General features: G+C 58.9%; 18 protein-coding genes. 6 read left to right on the top strand and 12 right to left on the bottom strand.

The annotated features are described in order from the left end of the window. Positions 1 to 102 precede the first annotated feature (102 nt). The 3 genes from purM to rnd all read left to right on the top strand — a co-directional run bounded on the left by purM (position 103) and on the right by rnd (position 3,025). Positions 103 to 1,149, top strand: a complete 1,047-nt coding sequence (gene purM, locus ACR0MV_RS03080; protein ID WP_480700936.1) for a phosphoribosylformylglycinamidine cyclo-ligase — start codon at positions 103 to 105, stop codon at positions 1,147 to 1,149. After that, the gene (gene purN / locus ACR0MV_RS03075; protein ID WP_170424519.1) at positions 1,146 to 1,742 is read left to right on the top strand and encodes a phosphoribosylglycinamide formyltransferase; all 597 of its coding nucleotides are present in this window, start codon (positions 1,146 to 1,148) and stop codon (positions 1,740 to 1,742) included. The genes purM and purN overlap by 4 nt, the downstream gene beginning before the upstream one ends. Positions 1,743 to 1,861: 119 nt before the next feature. After that, the gene (gene rnd, locus ACR0MV_RS03070) at positions 1,862 to 3,025 is read left to right on the top strand and encodes a ribonuclease D (protein WP_170424521.1); all 1,164 of its coding nucleotides are present in this window, start codon (positions 1,862 to 1,864) and stop codon (positions 3,023 to 3,025) included. Here rnd and ACR0MV_RS03065 read toward each other — a convergent pair. Beyond that, positions 3,022 to 3,549 (bottom strand): hypothetical protein, encoded by a 528-nt coding sequence (locus tag ACR0MV_RS03065; protein ID WP_170424523.1) that lies wholly within the window; start codon positions 3,547 to 3,549, stop codon positions 3,022 to 3,024. The two genes, rnd and ACR0MV_RS03065, sit on opposite strands and share 4 nt — an antisense overlap. Before the next feature lie 139 nt (positions 3,550 to 3,688). On the opposite strand from ACR0MV_RS03065, the gene ACR0MV_RS03060 reads away from it, so the two are divergent. Next, entirely contained in the window at positions 3,689 to 4,099 is a 411-nt protein-coding gene (locus ACR0MV_RS03060) for a SufE family protein (protein ID WP_480700935.1), read from the top strand. A gap of 3 nt (positions 4,100 to 4,102) precedes the next feature. Here the strand turns inward: ACR0MV_RS03060 and ACR0MV_RS03055 are convergent, their stop codons facing one another. From ACR0MV_RS03055 to ACR0MV_RS03045, 3 genes are all read right to left on the bottom strand, one after another. Then, positions 4,103 to 4,771 carry a DUF1638 domain-containing protein gene (locus ACR0MV_RS03055; protein ID WP_480700934.1) on the bottom strand — a complete coding sequence of 223 codons (669 nt, stop codon included), beginning with the start codon at positions 4,769 to 4,771 and terminating at the stop codon, positions 4,103 to 4,105. Positions 4,772 to 4,846: 75 nt separating this feature from the next. Continuing rightward, positions 4,847 to 5,881, bottom strand: a complete 1,035-nt coding sequence (locus tag ACR0MV_RS03050; RefSeq protein WP_480700933.1) for a Hint domain-containing protein — start codon at positions 5,879 to 5,881, stop codon at positions 4,847 to 4,849. Positions 5,882 to 6,026: 145 nt separating this feature from the next. Then, complete coding sequence (locus ACR0MV_RS03045; RefSeq protein ID WP_480700932.1) at positions 6,027 to 6,725, bottom strand: corrinoid protein; 699 nt, start codon at positions 6,723 to 6,725, stop codon at positions 6,027 to 6,029. A 290-nt stretch (positions 6,726 to 7,015) separates the two neighbouring features. On the opposite strand from ACR0MV_RS03045, the gene ACR0MV_RS03040 reads away from it, so the two are divergent. Continuing rightward, positions 7,016 to 8,080: a PA0069 family radical SAM protein gene (locus ACR0MV_RS03040; RefSeq protein ID WP_480700931.1), complete on the top strand. Its 1,065-nt coding sequence runs from the start codon at positions 7,016 to 7,018 to the stop codon at positions 8,078 to 8,080. A 53-nt stretch (positions 8,081 to 8,133) separates the two neighbouring features. Here ACR0MV_RS03040 and gltA read toward each other — a convergent pair whose 3' ends face one another. Both gltA and gltX read right to left on the bottom strand, forming a co-directional pair. After that, complete coding sequence (gene gltA / locus ACR0MV_RS03035) at positions 8,134 to 9,429, bottom strand: citrate synthase (protein ID WP_170424534.1); 1,296 nt, start codon at positions 9,427 to 9,429, stop codon at positions 8,134 to 8,136. A 121-nt stretch (positions 9,430 to 9,550) separates the two neighbouring features. Continuing rightward, a complete protein-coding gene (gltX, locus tag ACR0MV_RS03030; RefSeq protein ID WP_170424536.1) occupies positions 9,551 to 10,951 on the bottom strand; it encodes a glutamate--tRNA ligase in 1,401 nt (466 codons plus the stop codon). 78 nt (positions 10,952 to 11,029) lie between these two features. Between gltX and ACR0MV_RS03025 the strand changes: the two genes are divergently transcribed. Beyond that, a complete protein-coding gene (locus tag ACR0MV_RS03025) occupies positions 11,030 to 13,075 on the top strand; it encodes a ComEC/Rec2 family competence protein (protein WP_480700930.1) in 2,046 nt (681 codons plus the stop codon). On the opposite strand, the gene lexA is transcribed toward ACR0MV_RS03025, so the two are convergent. From lexA to ACR0MV_RS02995, 6 genes are all read right to left on the bottom strand, one after another. Then, a complete protein-coding gene (lexA, locus tag ACR0MV_RS03020) occupies positions 13,069 to 13,767 on the bottom strand; it encodes a transcriptional repressor LexA (protein ID WP_170424540.1) in 699 nt (232 codons plus the stop codon). The genes ACR0MV_RS03025 and lexA overlap by 7 nt on opposite strands. A gap of 78 nt (positions 13,768 to 13,845) precedes the next feature. Next, the gene (locus ACR0MV_RS03015; RefSeq protein ID WP_480700929.1) at positions 13,846 to 15,018 is read right to left on the bottom strand and encodes a molybdopterin molybdotransferase MoeA; all 1,173 of its coding nucleotides are present in this window, start codon (positions 15,016 to 15,018) and stop codon (positions 13,846 to 13,848) included. Then, complete coding sequence (moaC, locus tag ACR0MV_RS03010) at positions 15,015 to 15,488, bottom strand: cyclic pyranopterin monophosphate synthase MoaC (protein WP_480700928.1); 474 nt, start codon at positions 15,486 to 15,488, stop codon at positions 15,015 to 15,017. Before moaC ends, ACR0MV_RS03015 begins: the two co-directional genes overlap by 4 nt. After that, complete coding sequence (gene trpC, locus ACR0MV_RS03005; RefSeq protein WP_170424546.1) at positions 15,488 to 16,300, bottom strand: indole-3-glycerol phosphate synthase TrpC; 813 nt, start codon at positions 16,298 to 16,300, stop codon at positions 15,488 to 15,490. The genes moaC and trpC overlap by 1 nt, the downstream gene beginning before the upstream one ends. After that, entirely contained in the window at positions 16,297 to 17,316 is a 1,020-nt protein-coding gene (gene trpD, locus ACR0MV_RS03000) for an anthranilate phosphoribosyltransferase (RefSeq protein WP_480700927.1), read from the bottom strand. Before trpD ends, trpC begins: the two co-directional genes overlap by 4 nt. Continuing rightward, entirely contained in the window at positions 17,313 to 17,894 is a 582-nt protein-coding gene (locus tag ACR0MV_RS02995; protein WP_170424550.1) for an anthranilate synthase component II, read from the bottom strand. Before ACR0MV_RS02995 ends, trpD begins: the two co-directional genes overlap by 4 nt. Between the last annotated feature and the right edge of the window lie 23 nt (positions 17,895 to 17,917).

Raw genomic sequence — 17,917 nt, 5'->3', positions numbered from 1 at the left:
GGCGCTTTGAGTACCACGGTGAACGCCCGCGTCAAGCCTGACCGTTGCAACATGCGCGACAATCGAATAACCCGCGCGGGAACCATTCATAAGGGGTTGGCCATGACGACGGGCAAGAACGGAATCACCTATGCCGATGCGGGCGTTGATATTGATGCGGGGAATGCTCTGGTCGACCGGATCAAGCCTGCCGCCAAACGCACCGACCGCTCGGGCGTGATGAGCGGGCTGGGTGGCTTTGGCGCTCTGTTCGATCTGAAATCCGCGGGATACGAAGATCCGATTCTGGTTGGGGCCACCGATGGTGTGGGTACCAAACTGCGGATCGCAATTGATACTGGGCTCGTCGACGGTGTGGGCATTGATCTGGTGGCCATGTGCGTGAACGACCTGATCTGTCAGGGCGCTGAGCCTCTGTTTTTCCTAGACTATTTTGCGACCGGCAAGCTGGACACGGATACCGCCGCGCGGATCATCGAAGGTATCGCTGAAGGCTGTGTGCAATCCGGTTGCGCCCTGATCGGCGGCGAAACCGCCGAGATGCCGGGCATGTATCCGGATGGAGATTTTGATCTGGCCGGGTTCTCGGTCGGTGCAATGGAACGTGGCGCGCATCTGCCGGCTGGCGTACAGGCGGGCGATGTACTGCTGGGGCTGGGCTCGAACGGTGTGCATTCGAATGGGTACTCGCTGGTACGCAAACTGGTTGAGATTTCGGGCCTGGGTTGGGATGCAGCGTCGCCGTTTGGCGAAGGTACGCTGGGCGAGGCGCTTCTGACACCCACGCGGCTGTATGTGAGACAGGCCCTGCAAGCGATCCGGGCAGGTGGCGTTCATGCGCTGGCCCATATCACCGGTGGCGGTTTGACCGAGAACTTGCCGCGCGTTCTGCCCGAGGGGCTGGGTGCCGAGATTGATCTGAACGCGTGGGAGTTGCCGCCCGTCTTCCGCTGGATGGCGGAAACCGGTGGTATCGCCGAAGCCGAGATGCTGAAGACCTTCAACTGCGGCATCGGCATGATCGTCGTCTGTAACGCAGAGCGTGCTGACGATCTGGCCGCTTTGCTGGCCGAGGCTGGTGAAACGGTTTCGCGGATCGGCACCATCACAGACACAGCTGGCATGGCCTATTCGGGCAAACTGTTGTGAGCCACAAGCGCGTCGCAATCCTGATTTCCGGCGGTGGCTCGAACATGGTGTCGCTGGTCGACAGCATGACCGGTGACCATCCGGCGCGACCCTGTCTGGTTCTGTCCAATGACCACGATGCAGGTGGTCTGAAAAAGGCGGCGGACCGGGGAATTGCAACAGCAGCGGTCGATCACCGCCCGTTCAAGGGCGATCGCGCCGCGTTCGAGGCTGAGTTGCTGAAACCACTCGAGCAAGCCCAGCCCGACATCGTGTGCCTTGCCGGGTTCATGCGGGTTCTGACCGGTGATTTTGTTTCGCGCTTTCAGGGGCGGATGCTGAACATCCACCCCTCGTTGCTGCCCAAATACAAAGGCCTCAATACACACGCTCGCGCGATCGAGGCGGGTGATGCCGAGCATGGATGTTCCGTGCATGAGGTCACCGCTGCGCTGGATGACGGCCCGATCCTTGGGCAAGCACGGGTGGATATCGAAGCAGGCGATACACCCGATGCGTTGGCGGCCCGCGTGCTGGTCTGGGAACACAAGCTTTATCCTGCAGTGTTGCGCCGTTACGCCAGTGGAGATCGGACTCCGGTGTTGCTGCCCTGAACGTCTCAGGGTGATTTACACGCCCGTCGTAATCGGCCTATGTTCGCCAATACGGCGGGGCACGGCAGTCAACGGACGATGAACCGCCACTGAGAACAAGAGCAAGAACAGCAGCGCGCATGAAAACCCTGACAACGACGCAAGAGCTGGCCGATTTCTGTAAGGCCGCGGCGGAATACGATTATGTCACCGTAGATACCGAGTTTCTGCGCGAACGGACTTACTATTCAAAACTCTGCCTTGTGCAGTTGGCTGTGCCGTCAGAGGACGAAGACAGTGCGGTTCTGGTGGACCCGCTGGCCGACAGTCTGTCGCTTGACCCGCTTTATGATCTGTTCCGTGACGAGAGCGTCGTCAAAGTGTTCCACGCAGCGCGGCAGGATCTTGAGATTTTCTGGGTTGAGGCCGCGGTCTTCCCCAAACCTCTGTTCGACACACAGGTTGCCGCAATGGTCTGCGGGTTTGGTGAGCAGGTTGGCTACGAAACACTGGTGCGCAAGATCTGTAAGCAGGGGGTCGACAAAACCTCGCGCTTTACCGACTGGTCGCGCCGTCCGCTGTCGGAGGCCCAAAAGACCTACGCGCTGGCGGACGTTACGCATTTGCGGCAGATTTATGAGCACCTCTCGGCGCAGCTGAAAAAGTCGCAGCGCACCCATTGGGTTTCCGAAGAGCTGCGCACCCTGACCGAACCCGGAACCTATATCATCCGTCCCGAAGACGCATGGAAGCGGGTCAAAACCCGGACAAACTCGGCCAAGTTTCTGGCCGTGGTGCGCGAACTCGCGCAATTCCGCGAGGGTTATGCGCAGGACAATAATGTGCCGCGCAGCCGGGTGTTCAAGGATGACGCGCTGATCGAACTGGCCTCGACCAAGCCCAAGACGCCTTCTGATCTGGGTGGATCGCGCCTGCTGCTGCGCGAGGCCCGAAAGGGTGCAATTGCCGAAGGTATTCTGGCCGCTGTTAAACGCGGTGTGAATTGCCCCGCCGATGAACTGCCGCGCGTGGACAACAGCCGCGACAAGATCAAGGTCAATCCGGCGCTGGCCGATTTACTGCGCGTCTTGCTCAAGTCCAAAACCGAAAGCTCGGGCGTGGCGGCCAAGCTGATCGCCACCAGCTCGGAACTGGATCAACTGGCCGCGGGCGAACGAGAGCTGCCGTCGATGTCCGGCTGGCGTTTCGAGGTGTTTGGCGAAGATGCCCTGAAACTGTGTGACGGCAAGATCGCTCTGGCCGCCAAGGGGCAAACGGTCAAAGTCGTGGCGCTGCCGGGTTAACGGCGGCGCGACTCCAGCGCATTTTGCTCGGCACGCACGCGGACCAGGCGGACACTGCGTAGTTCCTTGGCGCCGATATTGACCGCATCTGTGACCTGCCGCGATCTCTCTGTGCCCTGATTGGTCGCGTAGTCGGGATAGCTGACCTCAAACGTATATTCCACGATACCGTTTTGGGCGTTTTCGGGGTTTTCCACTTTGACCAGGCGGGCATTGTAGGCACCCTGTCTGGCCGCAGTACCGGCGGCATAGACGATCGCACCCGATGGGGTGGGTTCAATCCGCAGCTCGTCCACGCGGGTTATGGGGAACCCGATCAATTTTTCATCTGGTCGACGAAACACCCCAGACCTTTCCCGCTGTTCAGGGATCAGGGCATTAGCATCATTTGCTGGCGCAGTTTCAATCGGAGCAGGAGAGCTGGACCCGAACCAGTTTGTCGGATTCACGCGTGAATCGCTCCAACCGCTGCAGGCAGCCAGTGCCAGAGTACCGACCAACAGAAGAGGAATAGATTTTTTCATGGTCCCAAAGCTCAGAGAAGTAATTTGAGCAATGGGTTATCGCACTTTCCAAAGTTTGAAAACCCACGGCAGGGCTGGACAGGTGCCTAACAGAGGCATAGGTCACAGATGTGAACGCAACAAGAAGGACAGCCGCGACATGGCAACGCCCGCCTTTGAGGACATCGTCGAGGATTTCGAGTTTCTGGATGACTGGGAAGACCGGTATCGCCATGTCATCGAACAGGGCAAGGCGATGGAGCCGCTGGATGATGCGTTCAAAGTGCCGGCCACCAAAGTGCACGGCTGCGCCAGTCAGGTGTGGTTGCATCCTGTGATTGAAAGTGGTGTTTTCCGCTTTGACGGCGACAGCGACGCGCTGATTGTGCGCGGACTGATCGCGGTTCTGCGAGCATTGTATAACGGCCTGCCGGTGGCAGAGGTTCCCAAGGTTGACGCAGGGGGTGAACTTGCCCGGTTGGGTTTGAACGACCACCTGTCGGCGCAGCGGTCGAACGGCTTGCGGTCCATGATCGAGCGAATTCGTGAGGTCGCGCAGGAAAACGCCTGACGCTCAGGCGCTCTGTGCGCGTGTTGCCCACTCGGTCAGGGTGGTCTCCAGATCACCGTAACCGGTAAATCGACGCTCGAACGCCAAGCCCATCCGATCCGCGCATTCCTGTGCGCGTGCGGTCAGGTTGGGGTCGTCTGTTTGGGCCTGGTAGACAAGTTTGGTGTAGTTGCCGAAATACATATCCCGCAGTTCAGGATGGCGATCCAAACCCAGAGGTTTCCACACAAAGGCGTCGAACTGGCGAGCGAGGAAATCTGTTAGGTAAAACGCGGTGGTTTCATCATCGCCATGTTCCTCAAAGGCCTGATTTCCTTCAAAAAAGGAATAGCAGTGCGGACCTTTGATCATTTCGACCCCCATGTCCTGACAGGCCTTTTGCAATAGCCCTCCGGTGCCGCAATCCGCATAGACCACGAAGATCTGGTCATAGTCCCCGCGATGCTTGGCAACGGCTTCTTCGACGGCTTGCGTGATCCGTTCAGGGTGGACATGCAAGATGGCGGGCAGGCAGGTCAGGCTCATGTGGTCCCAACCATTGCGTTGTTTCAGATGCAGAATTTCGCGCGCCAAGGCACCGCAGGCCAGCAACAAGATGCGGCCGGTCTTACCTTGTTCGGTAAAGCCCTGCGTCGTCAGGCTGTCATCATCCGGTGTGTTGGTGTGCTGCATGGTCTTTTCCCTAGACGGTAGCAGCATCAAAGGACGAAAGCCGGGCCAGGGCAAGCCCGGTTCCGACATCGCGTGTCAGGCCACCGACGCCCGTGTTTCAAAGGATTGCAGCGACGGACGGGCAGGGGGACCGTAAGCTGTGATCCCCTGATCAGCCAATTCCGGGAACAGCGCGAGGATTTCCTGCCGGGTGGCATCTTCGAGGCTGTTCCACGCCTGAATGCCGGGATGAAAGCTTTCGCTCAGACAGCCTTCGGCCCAGATCAATTCATGCTGGTCGAACATCAGGTGGTAGTAGGTCACCAACCCGCCGGACTGCATCACGATATCGTGGCCATTGACCAACTGTCTCGCCGGAGCAAGCGCTTCGGGGTGGCCGGTATGCAGCTCGACCCGCCAATCGCTGATCAGCATTCTGTGCTGTTGCGAGACGATAAGATCACGGTCATTACCGAGCGCGCCCTTTTTGATCAGGACCGGGGCAAACGCTCCGGTTGCGTTAACCGTACGTTGTCCGACCCAACGCAGCGTTTGCATCCCGCGATCCAGTGTTCGGATTTTATCGCCTGCGCGGAGATCTTGCACGGCAATGGGGCCTTTGGCCGTTTCAATCAGAGTTCCGGTTGTGAAGCAGGTAACAAGATCCCAAGTCTCACGGTCCGCCGTGAGGCCGGAAAAAGAATTACCTTGGACACTGTTAAAGGTGATGGATTGAATTGGTCCAGCTTCCAGTGCCGTTTGATCGGCGTTGTCGGAAAACTCGGGCATCAGATACGTGTTGCCGTCTATGTCCTGAGCCACGACCGCCGAAATGTTGGCCGTCGTCCCGTCGATGTAAGTGATTGTCGCGTTGTAGATGGAGGTGCCATCAAACGTCTGTGCGGGGCCGCCGTTGATCGAAAACTGTTCTGTTGGTGAGCCATCCATGTCGTAGACGCCGCCAAATACTTGGACGGGGCTCCATGTGACAGCATCGGCCAGAAGGGCGTCACCGGTCCCGCCGAAAGTTAGTCCGACAAGCGCCGAAGCATTTTCGGCAACGTTGTTGCCTTCAGTGGTGTCAATATCTGGAAGAACGCCAAGTGAAATGGCCGTAAAGGTGGTTGGCACGGGAACCTCGAAACTTGTTTAACATCGTGTAGTAAGAACACTATTGAAAATTTGTAAAGGCTGTTGTCTCCAACGGTCATTGGCTCTCAGGAAAGTGAAAGGGCCGTCCAACATGGACGGCCCACCCGGAAAGTATATAGGGGCGTCACACAGCCAATTGGTTGTGCTTGCGCGAGACAAACTCTTTGGCAGTTTCCACAGCAACCGCAGCGTCGCGGCAATATGCGTCGGCGCCGATGGCTTTGCCGAATTCCTCGTTCAGGGGCGCACCGCCTACGAGCACGATATAGTCTTCGCGCAGGCCCTGTTCGACCAGCGTGTCGATGACCACTTTCATGTAGGGCATCGTTGTGGTCAGCAGGGCGGACATGCCCAGAATGTCAGGCTGTTCGGTTTCCAGCGCTTCCAGATAGTTTTCGACCGGGTTGTTGATGCCGATGTCCACAACCTCGAAGCCGGCGCCTTCCATCATCATCGATACAAGGTTCTTGCCGATGTCGTGGATGTCGCCCTTCACCGTACCGATCACCATCTTGCCCACGCGCGGCGCGCCGGTTTCGGCCAGCAGCGGCTTGAGGATTGCCATACCGCCCTTCATCGCGTTTGCGGCCAGTAGAACTTCGGGAACAAACAGGATGCCGTCTCGGAAGTCGTGGCCCACGATGGTCATGCCACCGACCAGAGCCTTGGTCAGGATGTCATAGGGGGTCCATCCGCGTTCCAGCAGGATGTTCACACCTTCTTCGATCTCTTCTTTCAGGCCGTCATAAAGATCGTCGAACATCTGTTCGACAAGTTCGTCGTCATTCAGTTCGGACAGGACGATGTCTTCTTCATCGGACATGGGGTATTTCCCTGTGCTGAGCGGACCGTTGGCCCGTGGTGGCATTTTTTCCGTTTTGGCCATTTCGTCGCAGTTAGACTGTGACGATTGCGACCTCGGCGGCTCCGGGACCGACCTATACGTCAAATTGTTTGCGATCACGATGGAATTTTCTGCAACAACATCCTGCAATCCGTTCACATCCGGGCAAAAACCTCGGGCAGATGTCGGGGGCGGGGTAGCTAGTTTTGCTTGTTGCAAGCGCGTTCCGTGTATAAGACTAAAATGGTGAGAACGTAACGGGAACAAATATGCCTGCGCACGAGATTAAGGCCCGCGGTGTGGCCAGTAATGAAACAGGTAGATTCGAACGGTTAGCGACGGTCGCCTGCGACGACGGGTGGGCACCTGACGAAGAGCTGCCTCCGCTCAGAACTGAAGTGCGCGAAGAGGTTGCCCGCAGCGTGATCACCTATAACCGTTCGCCCGACTTGCCGTTTGATCGCTCGATCAATCCGTATCGTGGCTGCGAACATGGGTGTGTTTACTGCTTCGCTCGTCCCAGCCATGCCTATCTGGGGCTTTCGCCGGGATTGGATTTCGAAACCCGGCTGATTGCCCGGCCGAACGCGGCAGAGGTTTTGCGGAAGGAATTGTCAGCCCCGCGATACAAAGTGGCGACGCTTGCGATGGGGACCAATACCGATCCCTATCAGCCGGTCGAGAAACGCCTTGCGATTACTCGGGCGTGCTTGCAGGTTCTTCAAGCGTTTCAACACCCTGTTGCAATCGTAACCAAAGGAACCCTGGTCGAAAGAGACTTGGACATTCTGGCCCCGATGGCGCAGCTGGGTCTTGTGCGGGTGGGTATTTCGTTGACGACGCTGGACCCGGATCTATCACGGCGTATGGAGCCGCGAGCGCCTTCACCCGCACGCCGGTTGGCGGCGATCAGGCGGTTGACCGAAGCGGGCGTGCCGGTCCGTGTTATGACTTCGCCCCTCATCCCGGGGCTTACCGATCACGAGTTGGAAAACCTTCTGGAAGCTGGTCGTGAGGCCGGGGCCGATGCTGCCAGTTGGATCATGCTGCGCTTACCGCGAGAGGTTTCTGACCTTTGGCAGGCGTGGCTGGTCGAACATGAACCCGCACGGGCCGAAATAGTCATGTCCAAGCTGCGGGAAATGCACGGCGGTCGGGACTACGACCCGCGCTGGGGTCACCGTATGCGCGGGGAAGGAGAATACGCAGAACTGGTGGCCAAACGGTTCAGGCTTGCGGTGAAACGTCTGGGGTTGATGACAAAAACAGCGCCTCTGCGCAGCGACCTGTTTGCCAAACCCGCGCAGGCGGGTGACCAGTTGAGCCTGTTTTGAAACGAAAAACACCCCGGCGCGAGGCCGAGGCGTTTTCAGGGATTTACCGGTGATCAGCGGTTTTCGATATCCACGTAGTCGCGCATGGTTTCGCCCAGATAAAGCTGACGCGGGCGGCCAATCTTGTTCTGAGGATCCGCAATCATCTCTTTCCACTGGCTGACCCAGCCGACGGTGCGCGACAGCGCAAAGATCGGAGTGAACATCGAGGTCGGGAAGCCCATCGCCTCGAGGATGATGCCCGAATAGAAGTCGACGTTGGGGAACAACTTTTTCTCCGCGAAATACGGATCTTCCAGAGCCTGCTTTTCCAGCGCCTTGGCGACTTGCAGTTTCGGATTATCCTCGATGCCCAGCAGATCCAGCACTTCGTCCGCCGACTGCTTCATGACTTTCGCGCGCGGGTCAAAGTTCTTGTAGACACGGTGACCAAAGCCCATCAGGCGGAACGGGTCATTCTTGTCCTTGGCACGTTCGATGAATTCGGGGATGCGATCTACCGAACCGATCTCTTCCAGCATCTCCAGGCACGCTTGGTTTGCGCCGCCGTGGGCAGGACCCCACAAACAGGCGATACCGGCTGCGATACAGGCGAACGGGTTCGCACCCGAAGACGACGCCAGACGCACGGTCGAGGTCGAGGCGTTCTGCTCGTGATCCGCGTGCAGGGTAAAGATGCGGTCCATTGCACGGCTGAGGATCGGGTTGACCTCATACTCTTCCGCCGGAACGCTGAAGCACATGCGCAGGAAGTTGGACGCATAGTCCAGATCATTACGGGGGTACACGAAAGGCTGACCGGTGTGGTACTTGAAGGCCCATGCGGCAATGGTCGGCATCTTGGCGATCAGGCGGTGCGAGGCAACCTCACGCTGATGCGGGTCCGAGATATCGGTCGAGTCGTGATAGAAGGCCGACATTGCGCCAACCACACCAACCATGATTGCCATCGGGTGCGCGTCCCGGCGGAAACCGCGATAGAAATACTGCATCTGCTCGTGCAGCATGGTGTGGCGGGTGATGGTGGTTTCGAACTGCTCAAGATCCTTGGCGACCGGCAGCTCTCCGTACAACAGCAGGTAGCACACTTCGAGGAAGTGCGATTTACTCGCCAGTTGATCGATCGGATAACCACGATGCAGCAGCTCACCTTTTTCGCCATCGATATAAGTGATGGTGCTGTCACAGCTTGCGGTCGACGTAAATCCGGGGTCGTAGGTGAACACGCCAGCATCACCGTACAGTTTGCGGATATCGATTACGTCAGGACCAGCGGTCGGAGAATGAACCGGCAACTCGTACGTTTCACCATGGACTGTCAGAGTGGCTGATTTATTGCTGTCGGTCATAGTGTCCCTTCCTCATTCTTGCGCATGTCGGATCGCTGTCCGACACTGCGGGCAACGGCTGCGCGCGGGCGCGCAGTCCGGGTGTTAGCGGAGCAGCGTTACCCAAATGTGAAGCTTGGGTTTATGTCGCTGCGTCAGAAAGCCGTGCCAGGGTTTCTTCCTGCCCCAGCACAAGCATCATGTCAAAAACCGAAGGCGTTACTGCCCGACCTGCCAACGCGGCCCGCAATGGACCGGCCAGTTTGCCGAACTTAACCCCTTTCGCTTCTGCAAACGAATTAAGGGTTTGCTCCAGTTCGTTTCGCGTCCAGCTAGCATTTTGCACGTGCGGCGTCAATTCTTTCAGTATACCATCGGATACTGACGCCAGCGCCTTCGCCGCCTTCTCGTCGGGTTCAATGGGGCGGGATGTCAGGACAAAGTGCGCCTTTTCAAGCAGTTCCGGGAATGTGCGTGCCCGATCCTTGAGGCAATACATCGCACGTTCCAGATCACTGGATTGTGTTTCCGTGAGGTCAGGCAAATTCGCCGCGGCCAAATAGGCCTCGATCTCTTGCCGCAGTGCAGCATCATCGGCAACCGCAATGTGCTGCCCGCACAGGTTTTCCAGCTTTTTCAAATCGAACCGGGCAGGGCTTTTGCCGATTCCATCCAGATCGAACCATTCCTTGGCTTGCGCGTCGGTAAAGAACTCATCGTCACCGTGGCTCCAGCCCAGGCGAGCCAGATAGTTGCGCATCCCGGCGGCAGGATAGCCCATTGCCTGATACTCTTGCGCACCCAATGCTCCGTGGCGTTTCGACAGTTTCTTGCCGTCCGGCCCGTGGATCAGAGGTATGTGTGCCCAGACCGGCACGTCCCAGCCCATCGCCTCATAGATCATCATCTGACGCGCGGCGTTGTTCAGGTGGTCGTCACCGCGGATCACGTGGGTCACGCCCATGTCGTGGTCATCCACAACAACCGCAAGCATATAGACCGGAGTGCCGTCTGAGCGCAGCAGAATCATGTCATCCAATTGGTCGTTTCGGATGGTCACATCACCCTGCACCTCGTCGCGGATCACAGTTGTACCGTCTTGCGGGGCCTTGATGCGGATCACGTAAGGCGCGTCTGGGTGCGTGGACGGATCTGCGTCGCGCCACGGGCTGCGGAACAAAGTCGATTTGCCCTCGGCGCGGGCTTGTTCGCGGAAGGCGGCGATTTCTTCCTGGGTTGAGAAACACTTATACGCTTTGCCTTCGGCCAACAGCTGACGCGCCACCTCTGCGTGTCGCTCGGCACCTTCGAATTGGCTGATCACGTCGCCATCGTGATCCAGACCCAGCCACTCCATCCCCTGCAGAATTGCAGCGGTGGCTTCGGGCGTGGAACGCTCGCGATCCGTGTCTTCGATCCGCAGCAGGAACTTACCCCCCCGACCACGGGCATACAGCCAGTTGAACAGCGCGGTGCGCGCGCCGCCGATATGCAGAAAACCGGTAGGAGACGGAGCGAAACGAGTGACGACCTGATCGGACATTGTTTGGATTAACCTTTTGGTAACCGTGTCGGGCATAGATTGGCGCCTGTCTAACGAGCCCGAAGGACGGGGGCAACCATGCGTGTTCTGGCACGGGTAGAGACCGCATTGCTGAACCAGACAGGGTATTTGTTTCAGTGGTCTCCGGTGTGTCTGGCGATTGGTATCGGTCTGTATTTCAGCCTCCGGTTTGAACCGGATTGGCTGATTTACGCAAGCCTTTCGGGTGCGGCGGCCATTTGCCTGGGGATGGCGCGCAAGCTGCCGACTGGCTGGGCTGCGTTGGCAACAGGGGGGGCGTTAATCGCGGCTGGGTTCATCCTGGCCGGCGCACGCGCCCATACGGTGGCAGAGCCGGTCCTGTCATGGCGCTATTACGGCCCGGTCGAGGGGCGGGTCGTGGCCATGGATCGCTCTGCGTCGGATGCGCTGCGGGTAACGCTGGATCGGGTGCGCATAGGGGATGTGCCCGAAGACCGGCGGCCGCAGCGCGTCCGGCTTTCCCTGCACGGTGGCGCAGGATCACTGTTCCCCGGTCAAAGGATCATGACAACGGCCCATCTGTCCCCACCACAAGGACCGGTCGAGCCCGGCGGTTTTGACTTCAGACGACATGCCTGGTTTCAACGGCTTGGCGCTGTGGGATACACACGCGTTCCTGTTTTGATAGCAGCACCCCCAAGACCCGAGGGTGTCAGGATCACTGCCTGGCGGATGGCCATTTCCACCCATGTCCAGACGATCCTGCCTGGCGAGGTCGGAGGGTTCGCCGCCGCAGTCACAACGGGCGATCGCAGTGGCATGGGGCAGGAAACACTGAAGTCATTACGTGCGTCGAACCTTGCGCATTTGCTGGCGATTTCGGGTTTGCATATGGGCTTGTTGACCGGGTTTGTATATCTGATGTGCCGGGTGTCGTTCTCGACGATACCGGTGTTGGCCCTGCGGTTTCCAATTCGTAAGCTGGCAGCAGTCTGCGCGATCATCGCGGGAACGATCTATCTATTGCTCTCCGGTGGAAACGTCGCAACAGAGCGTGCGTTTGTCATGGCCAGCGTGATGCTGGGTGCGATCCTGATCGACCGGCGCGCGATTTCCCTGCGGGCGGTCGCCGTCGCCGCGCTTATTGTTCTTGTGTTACGCCCCGAGTCTGTCCTGAGTCCCGGTTTCCAGATGTCATTTGCCGCCACAACCGCACTTGTGGCCGTTTTCGGAGCCTTACGAGATTTTGGGCCGATGCCTGGGCCTAACTGGTTGAAACCTGTTGCCGGGTTGCTGATGTCCTCGGCCATCGCAGGGCTGGCGACAGCACCGATCGGTGCCGCGCATTTCAACACGATGTCGCATTATGGTCTTTTGGCCAACATGCTATCCGTGCCCGTGATGGGCACGGTTGTGGTGCCATCCGCCGTGGTCGCTGCTCTCTTGGCCCCGTTTGGGCTTGAGGCATTGCCTCTGATGGCCATGGGACTGGGGTTAGAGTGGATCCTGACGATCTCGGAATGGGTGTCGGGGCTGGGCGGGGCGCAGGGCTATGTGGTCAGCCCGCCGCGTTACGTTTTACCGATGATCGCGCTTGGTGGGCTGTGGATGGCACTGTGGCAGGGTCGCGTGAAATGGGCCGGGATCATACCAGTTGCCGCCGCAATGCTGCTGTGGGGGAAGGGGCAGCGTCCCGATATCCTGATTGCGGATTCGGGCGGGCTTGTCGGGATCATGACGGATCAGGGGCGAGCTCTCAGCAAGAAAAAAGGGAGCGGCTTTGTCGCCACCGTTTGGTTGGAGAATGACGGCGACGGCGCGGGGCAGCCGCAGGCCGCCAACCGTTGGCCACAAGGAGCGGGCGGCGTTCAGCGCGTGGAGTGGCTGGGCAAAGAGGTGTTGCACATCACAGGAAAACGCGCCGCGCAGGGGATTAGCGATTGCAAGAACAATCAGATCGTCATCTCAGCGGTGGCGTTGGACCTGAATGGAGGCTGCGAAGTGTTTGACCCCAAGCGCCTGCTGAAAACGGGCAGCCTGGCACTGATAGATGGCAAGATCACAACGAGCGCCGAAGTAGCTGGGGACAGGCTCTGGTCCCCGCGTACCCGCGAGGACCGGACGTTCAAACCAGGTCAGTAACTGCGGATCAGGCCGACGAGCCGCCCCTGCACCTTGACCTTTTCTTCGGGCAGAACGCGGGTTTCATAGGCTGGGTTCGCGGCCTCAAGCGCGATGGCCTGACCGCGGCGGAAGAATCTTTTCAGCGTGGCTTCTTGATCCTCGACCAGTGCAACAACGATGTCACCATTATCCGCGACCGAGGTTTCGCGGATCACAACCACGTCGCCGTCATTGATCCCCGCATCAATCATCGAATCCCCACGCACCTCCAATGCGTAGTGTTCGCCCTTGCCCGACACCATTGTGCCCGGGACAGCGACGCGGTGGGAAACGTGGCTGATCGCCTCAATCGGTACACCGGCAGCAATGCGGCCCATCACGGGCAGCTCCATCGCGTCCACGGTCACGGGTTCAAAATTCGCAGGGCGGGGGCCAGAGGGCCGGTCGCCCTCAATCACGCGCGGCTTGAAGGCCGCAGTAGGCTCGCCACCCAGGCTTTCGGGCAGCTTTACGATTTCAATGGCGCGCGCACGGTGCGCGAGGCGCCGGATAAACCCGCGTTCTTCAAGCGCCGTGATCAATCTGTGGATGCCAGATTTTGAGCGCAAGTCCAGCGCGGCCTTCATTTCGTCGAAACTGGGCGGAACACCATCCGCCTGAACGCGTTTGTGGATGAATTCCAACAAATCCAACTGCTTCTTGGTCAGCATTGCTCACACCTCGTCGGTCATGCGTTTTCTTTTGTTCTACGCATGTTCACGTTTTGTGTCAACGGATTTGAGCGCACCTCAGATCGGCAGGTACTGAACCTCGTCTCCGCCAGGTCGGGCCGGATCGTGAGGTGGGCGGACCAGCAGGGCGTTCGCTTGCGCCAAAACGCTGAGCAGCGAACTGTCCTGATCAGAACAGGCGCGGATGCCGGTCTCGTCGCGGATCGCTCGCATGTAATGCTCACGTGGGCCATTCTTATCGAGTGGCTCAGTCAGGCGTGCGGTTTTGAACGGCGTCAGAACCTGTTCGACACCCAGCATTCGGCGCACCATTGGCAATAAGAAGAGATACCCGCAAACCATTGCACTCACAGGATTTCCTGGTAGTCCGACCATTGCCGCCTGACCAAGCCGACCCGCCATCAGAGGTTTCCCTGGGCGCATACGGATTTTGTAGAACGACTGTTCCATTCCCAGACCGGCCGAAACATCGGACACCAGATCGTAATCACCAACTGACGCGCCGCCGATGGTAACCACCAGATCGGCCCCTTCGGCCAATTCGAACGCGGTGCGCAGAGACGAGACGGTGTCTTGGGCGATTGGGAGGATGCGCACATGGGCACCGGCCTCTTCCAGCAACGCCTTTAGGCCAAAAGTATTCGACGCGATGATTTGGTCAGGTCCCGGAACCTCGCCGGGCATCACTAGCTCATCGCCGGTGGAAATCAGAGCGATCACGGGCTTCCGAGCAACAGGCACGGCGGCGATATTCATGGCGGCCATCAGGGCGACATCTTCCGCGCGCAAGCGGCGTGGGGCCGAGATTTTGGTTCCAACGGTGAAATCAACACCCGCCGGGCGGATATTGGTTTTGGGACCGGGCAGGTCAGAGATCGTGATCAGATCTCCGCGACGCTCAGTATCTTCTTGAATAACAACGAAATCAGCACCTTCGGGGATCGGTGCACCGGTGAAAATGCGCAAGGCCTGGCCGGGTCCGACAGAGCCCTGAAATCGCTTTCCGGCAGCCGACTCACCGATCACTTTGAACATCGCATGCAGCTCAACTTCGGTGGATTTCACGGCATAGCCGTCCATGGAAGAGGCTGCAAACGGCGGCTGGTCGCGCGTGGCCTCGACGTCCTGTGCCAGGACTCGCCCGGCGGCGTCGGAAAGCGGAACCGTCTCGCCGGGCAACGGCGAGACTAGATCAAACAGCAGCGCGCGGGCTTCTTCGACGGTTATCATGTCGCCTCGTAACGCCCTGACTTACCGCCATCTTTCAGAAGAACGCGAATGCCGCCAATCTCCATTGCTTTGTCCACTGCTTTGGTCATGTCATAGACCGTCAGCGCAGCTGTCGACACCGCGGTCAACGCTTCCATCTCGACGCCGGTCTGGCCGGACGTCTTGACCGTCGCCTGAACCTGAACGCCCGGCAAATCGGGGTCCAATGTCAGTTCGACCGAAACCTTTGTGACCGGAAGTGGGTGACACAGGGGGATCAGATCGGGTGTTTTCTTCGCCCCCATGATGCCCGCAAGACGCGCGACACCCAGAACATCGCCTTTTTTGGCGCGACCTTCGGAAATCAGGTCAAACGTGTCTTGCGCCATTTTGATATGACCAGCCGCGACGGCGACCCTATCGGTGACCTCTTTGTCCGAGACGTCAACCATATGGGCCTGTCCCTGAGCGTCGAAATGGGTCAGCGGCATCACATCACTCCGGGTATCAGCGGATTGGCCAGCAGGTGGCGGGTTGCGGTCGCCACGTCATCCTGACGCATCAGGCTTTCGCCAATCAGGAAACAACGCGCGCCGTAGCGGGCGATGTCGGCCAGGTCCTCGGGCGTACTCAGACCGCTTTCGCAGACGATTGTCCGGTCTGCGGGCACCAGCTTTGACAGGTGCCGGGTCGTATCAAGAGACGTCTCGAAGGTCTTGAGATTGCGGTTATTTATCCCGATCAGACTGCTTTTTAGCTCAGCGGCGCGCTCAAGTTCTTCCTGATCGTGAACCTCAATCAGAACGTCCATGCCCCAGTCAAAAGCGGTCTGTTCCAATTCCGCAGCCTGTTCGTCTTCGACCGAGGCCATGATGATCAGAATGCAATCGGCCCCCAAGGCACGCGCTTCGACCACCTGATACGGGTCGTACATAAAGTCTTTGCGCAACGCGGGCAGCGAGGTCGCCGCACGGGCGGCGGTCAGATACTCTTTGGCACCCTGAAAGCTGGGTGTGTCGGTCAACACAGACAGGCATGCAGCCCCGCCTTCTTCATAGGCTTGGGCCAGGGCAGGTGGATCGAAATCCGGGCGGATCAAGCCTTTGGACGGGCTGGCTTTCTTGACCTCGGCAATCAAGCCGTAACCCCGGCGCGCAGCGGTGCGCAGGGCGTCAGCAAATCCGCGGACCTCGGGGGCGCTGCGGGCTTCGCCCTCCAGTATCGCAAGCGGTTTCGCGGCCTTGTCGGCTTCGATTTCTTCCAGCTTGTAGGCTTTGATCTTGTCCAGAACCGTCTCGGTCATGCGGCCTCCTGCGTTATTCGGGCTAGTGCCGCGATTTTGTCTTTAGCTTTTCCGCTGTCGATACTGTCTTTTGCCTTGGCGACGCCGTCTTTCAGGTCATCGGCCGCATCCGCGACGACCAATGCCGCAGCAGAGTTCAACAGAACCGCATCGCGATAGGCCGACGGCGCGCCGTCCAACAACGCGCGGAAGGCGACGGCGTTTTCTTCGGGCGTTCCGCCCAGAATATCCTCGAACGGATGCACCGGCAGGCCTGCGTCTTCGGGGTGCAGTTCGACCTCTTTGACCACGCCATCTTCGAGGGAGGCGACCCAGCTGACGCCTGTGATGGTCAACTCGTCCGTCCCATCAGATCCGTGCACCAACCAGGCATGTTCGGCCCCCAAAAGCCCCAGCGTTTCTGCCATGGGCCGGATCAGGTCGCGGCTGAACGCGCCAGTTAACTGGCGCTTCACCCCGGCCGGGTTCGTGAGTGGGCCAAGGATGTTGAAAATCGTGCGCGTCCCAAGCTCTTGCCGACTGGGCATGACATGGGCAATCGCAGGATGGTGCATAGGTGCCATCATAAAGCCGATGCCAGCCTCTTGCAGAGCCTTTTCAACGGTTTGCGGGCCGACCATCACGTTGATGCCCATCTGTCCCAGAGCATCTGCGGCACCAGACTTCGAACTCAGATTTCGGTTCCCGTGCTTTGCAACGGTGACACCCGCACCTGCCACGACAAAGGCCGTCGCGGTCGAGATGTTCAACGTGCCTTTACCGTCGCCACCCGTACCGACGATGTCCATCGCCCCGGCTGGTGCCTTTACTGCATTGCACTTTGCGCGCATTACGGCGGCGGCCGCTGCGTATTCGTCAACGGTTTCGCCACGGGTGCGCATCGCCATCAGTAGCCCGCCGATCTGGCTGGGCGTTGCTTCACCGTCGAACAAAATGCCAAAGGCCTGTTCGGCCTCGGCGCGGGTCAGAGGCCGGTCGGCAGCGGCACCGATCAGCGGTTTCAGAGCGTCGCTCATGCGGGAACTTTCATCTCGGACAGGAAATTCTTGAGCAGGGCGTGGCCGTGCTCGGAAGCGATGGATTCAGGGTGGAACTGCACACCGTGGATGGGCAACTCTTTGTGCTGCAGGCCCATGATTGTGCCGTCCTCAAGCTCTGCCGTGATCTCAAGGCAGTCGGGCAGTGTGGCACGGTCAACGATCAGAGAGTGATAGCGCGTGGCTTCAAACGGGGACGGCAGCCCGGCAAACACGCCTTTTCCGGTGTGGTGCATGGTGCCCATCTTGCCATGAACGATTTCATGACAACGGACCACGTCGCCACCAAAGGCCTGACCGATCGTCTGATGCCCAAGGCACACGCCCATCAAAGGGGTTTTGGTCTCGGCGGCGGCTTCGGTCAGGGCGAGGCAAATCCCGGCTTGATCCGGATCGCAGGGGCCCGGGCTTAGCAGGATGCCAGCCGGGTTCATGGCCATCGCTTCCTGCACGTCTAAAGCGTCATTTCGCCGAATGACCATTTCGGCGCCAAGTTCGCCTAAATAGTGTACGAGGTTGTAAGTAAACGAGTCGTAGTTGTCGATCAGCAGCAGCATTTGGGCACTTGTCTCGGCTTCGG

This window comes from Ruegeria sp. BC3, from assembly GCF_056539265.1.
This window is presented reverse-complemented; position numbering and strand designations above follow the sequence as displayed.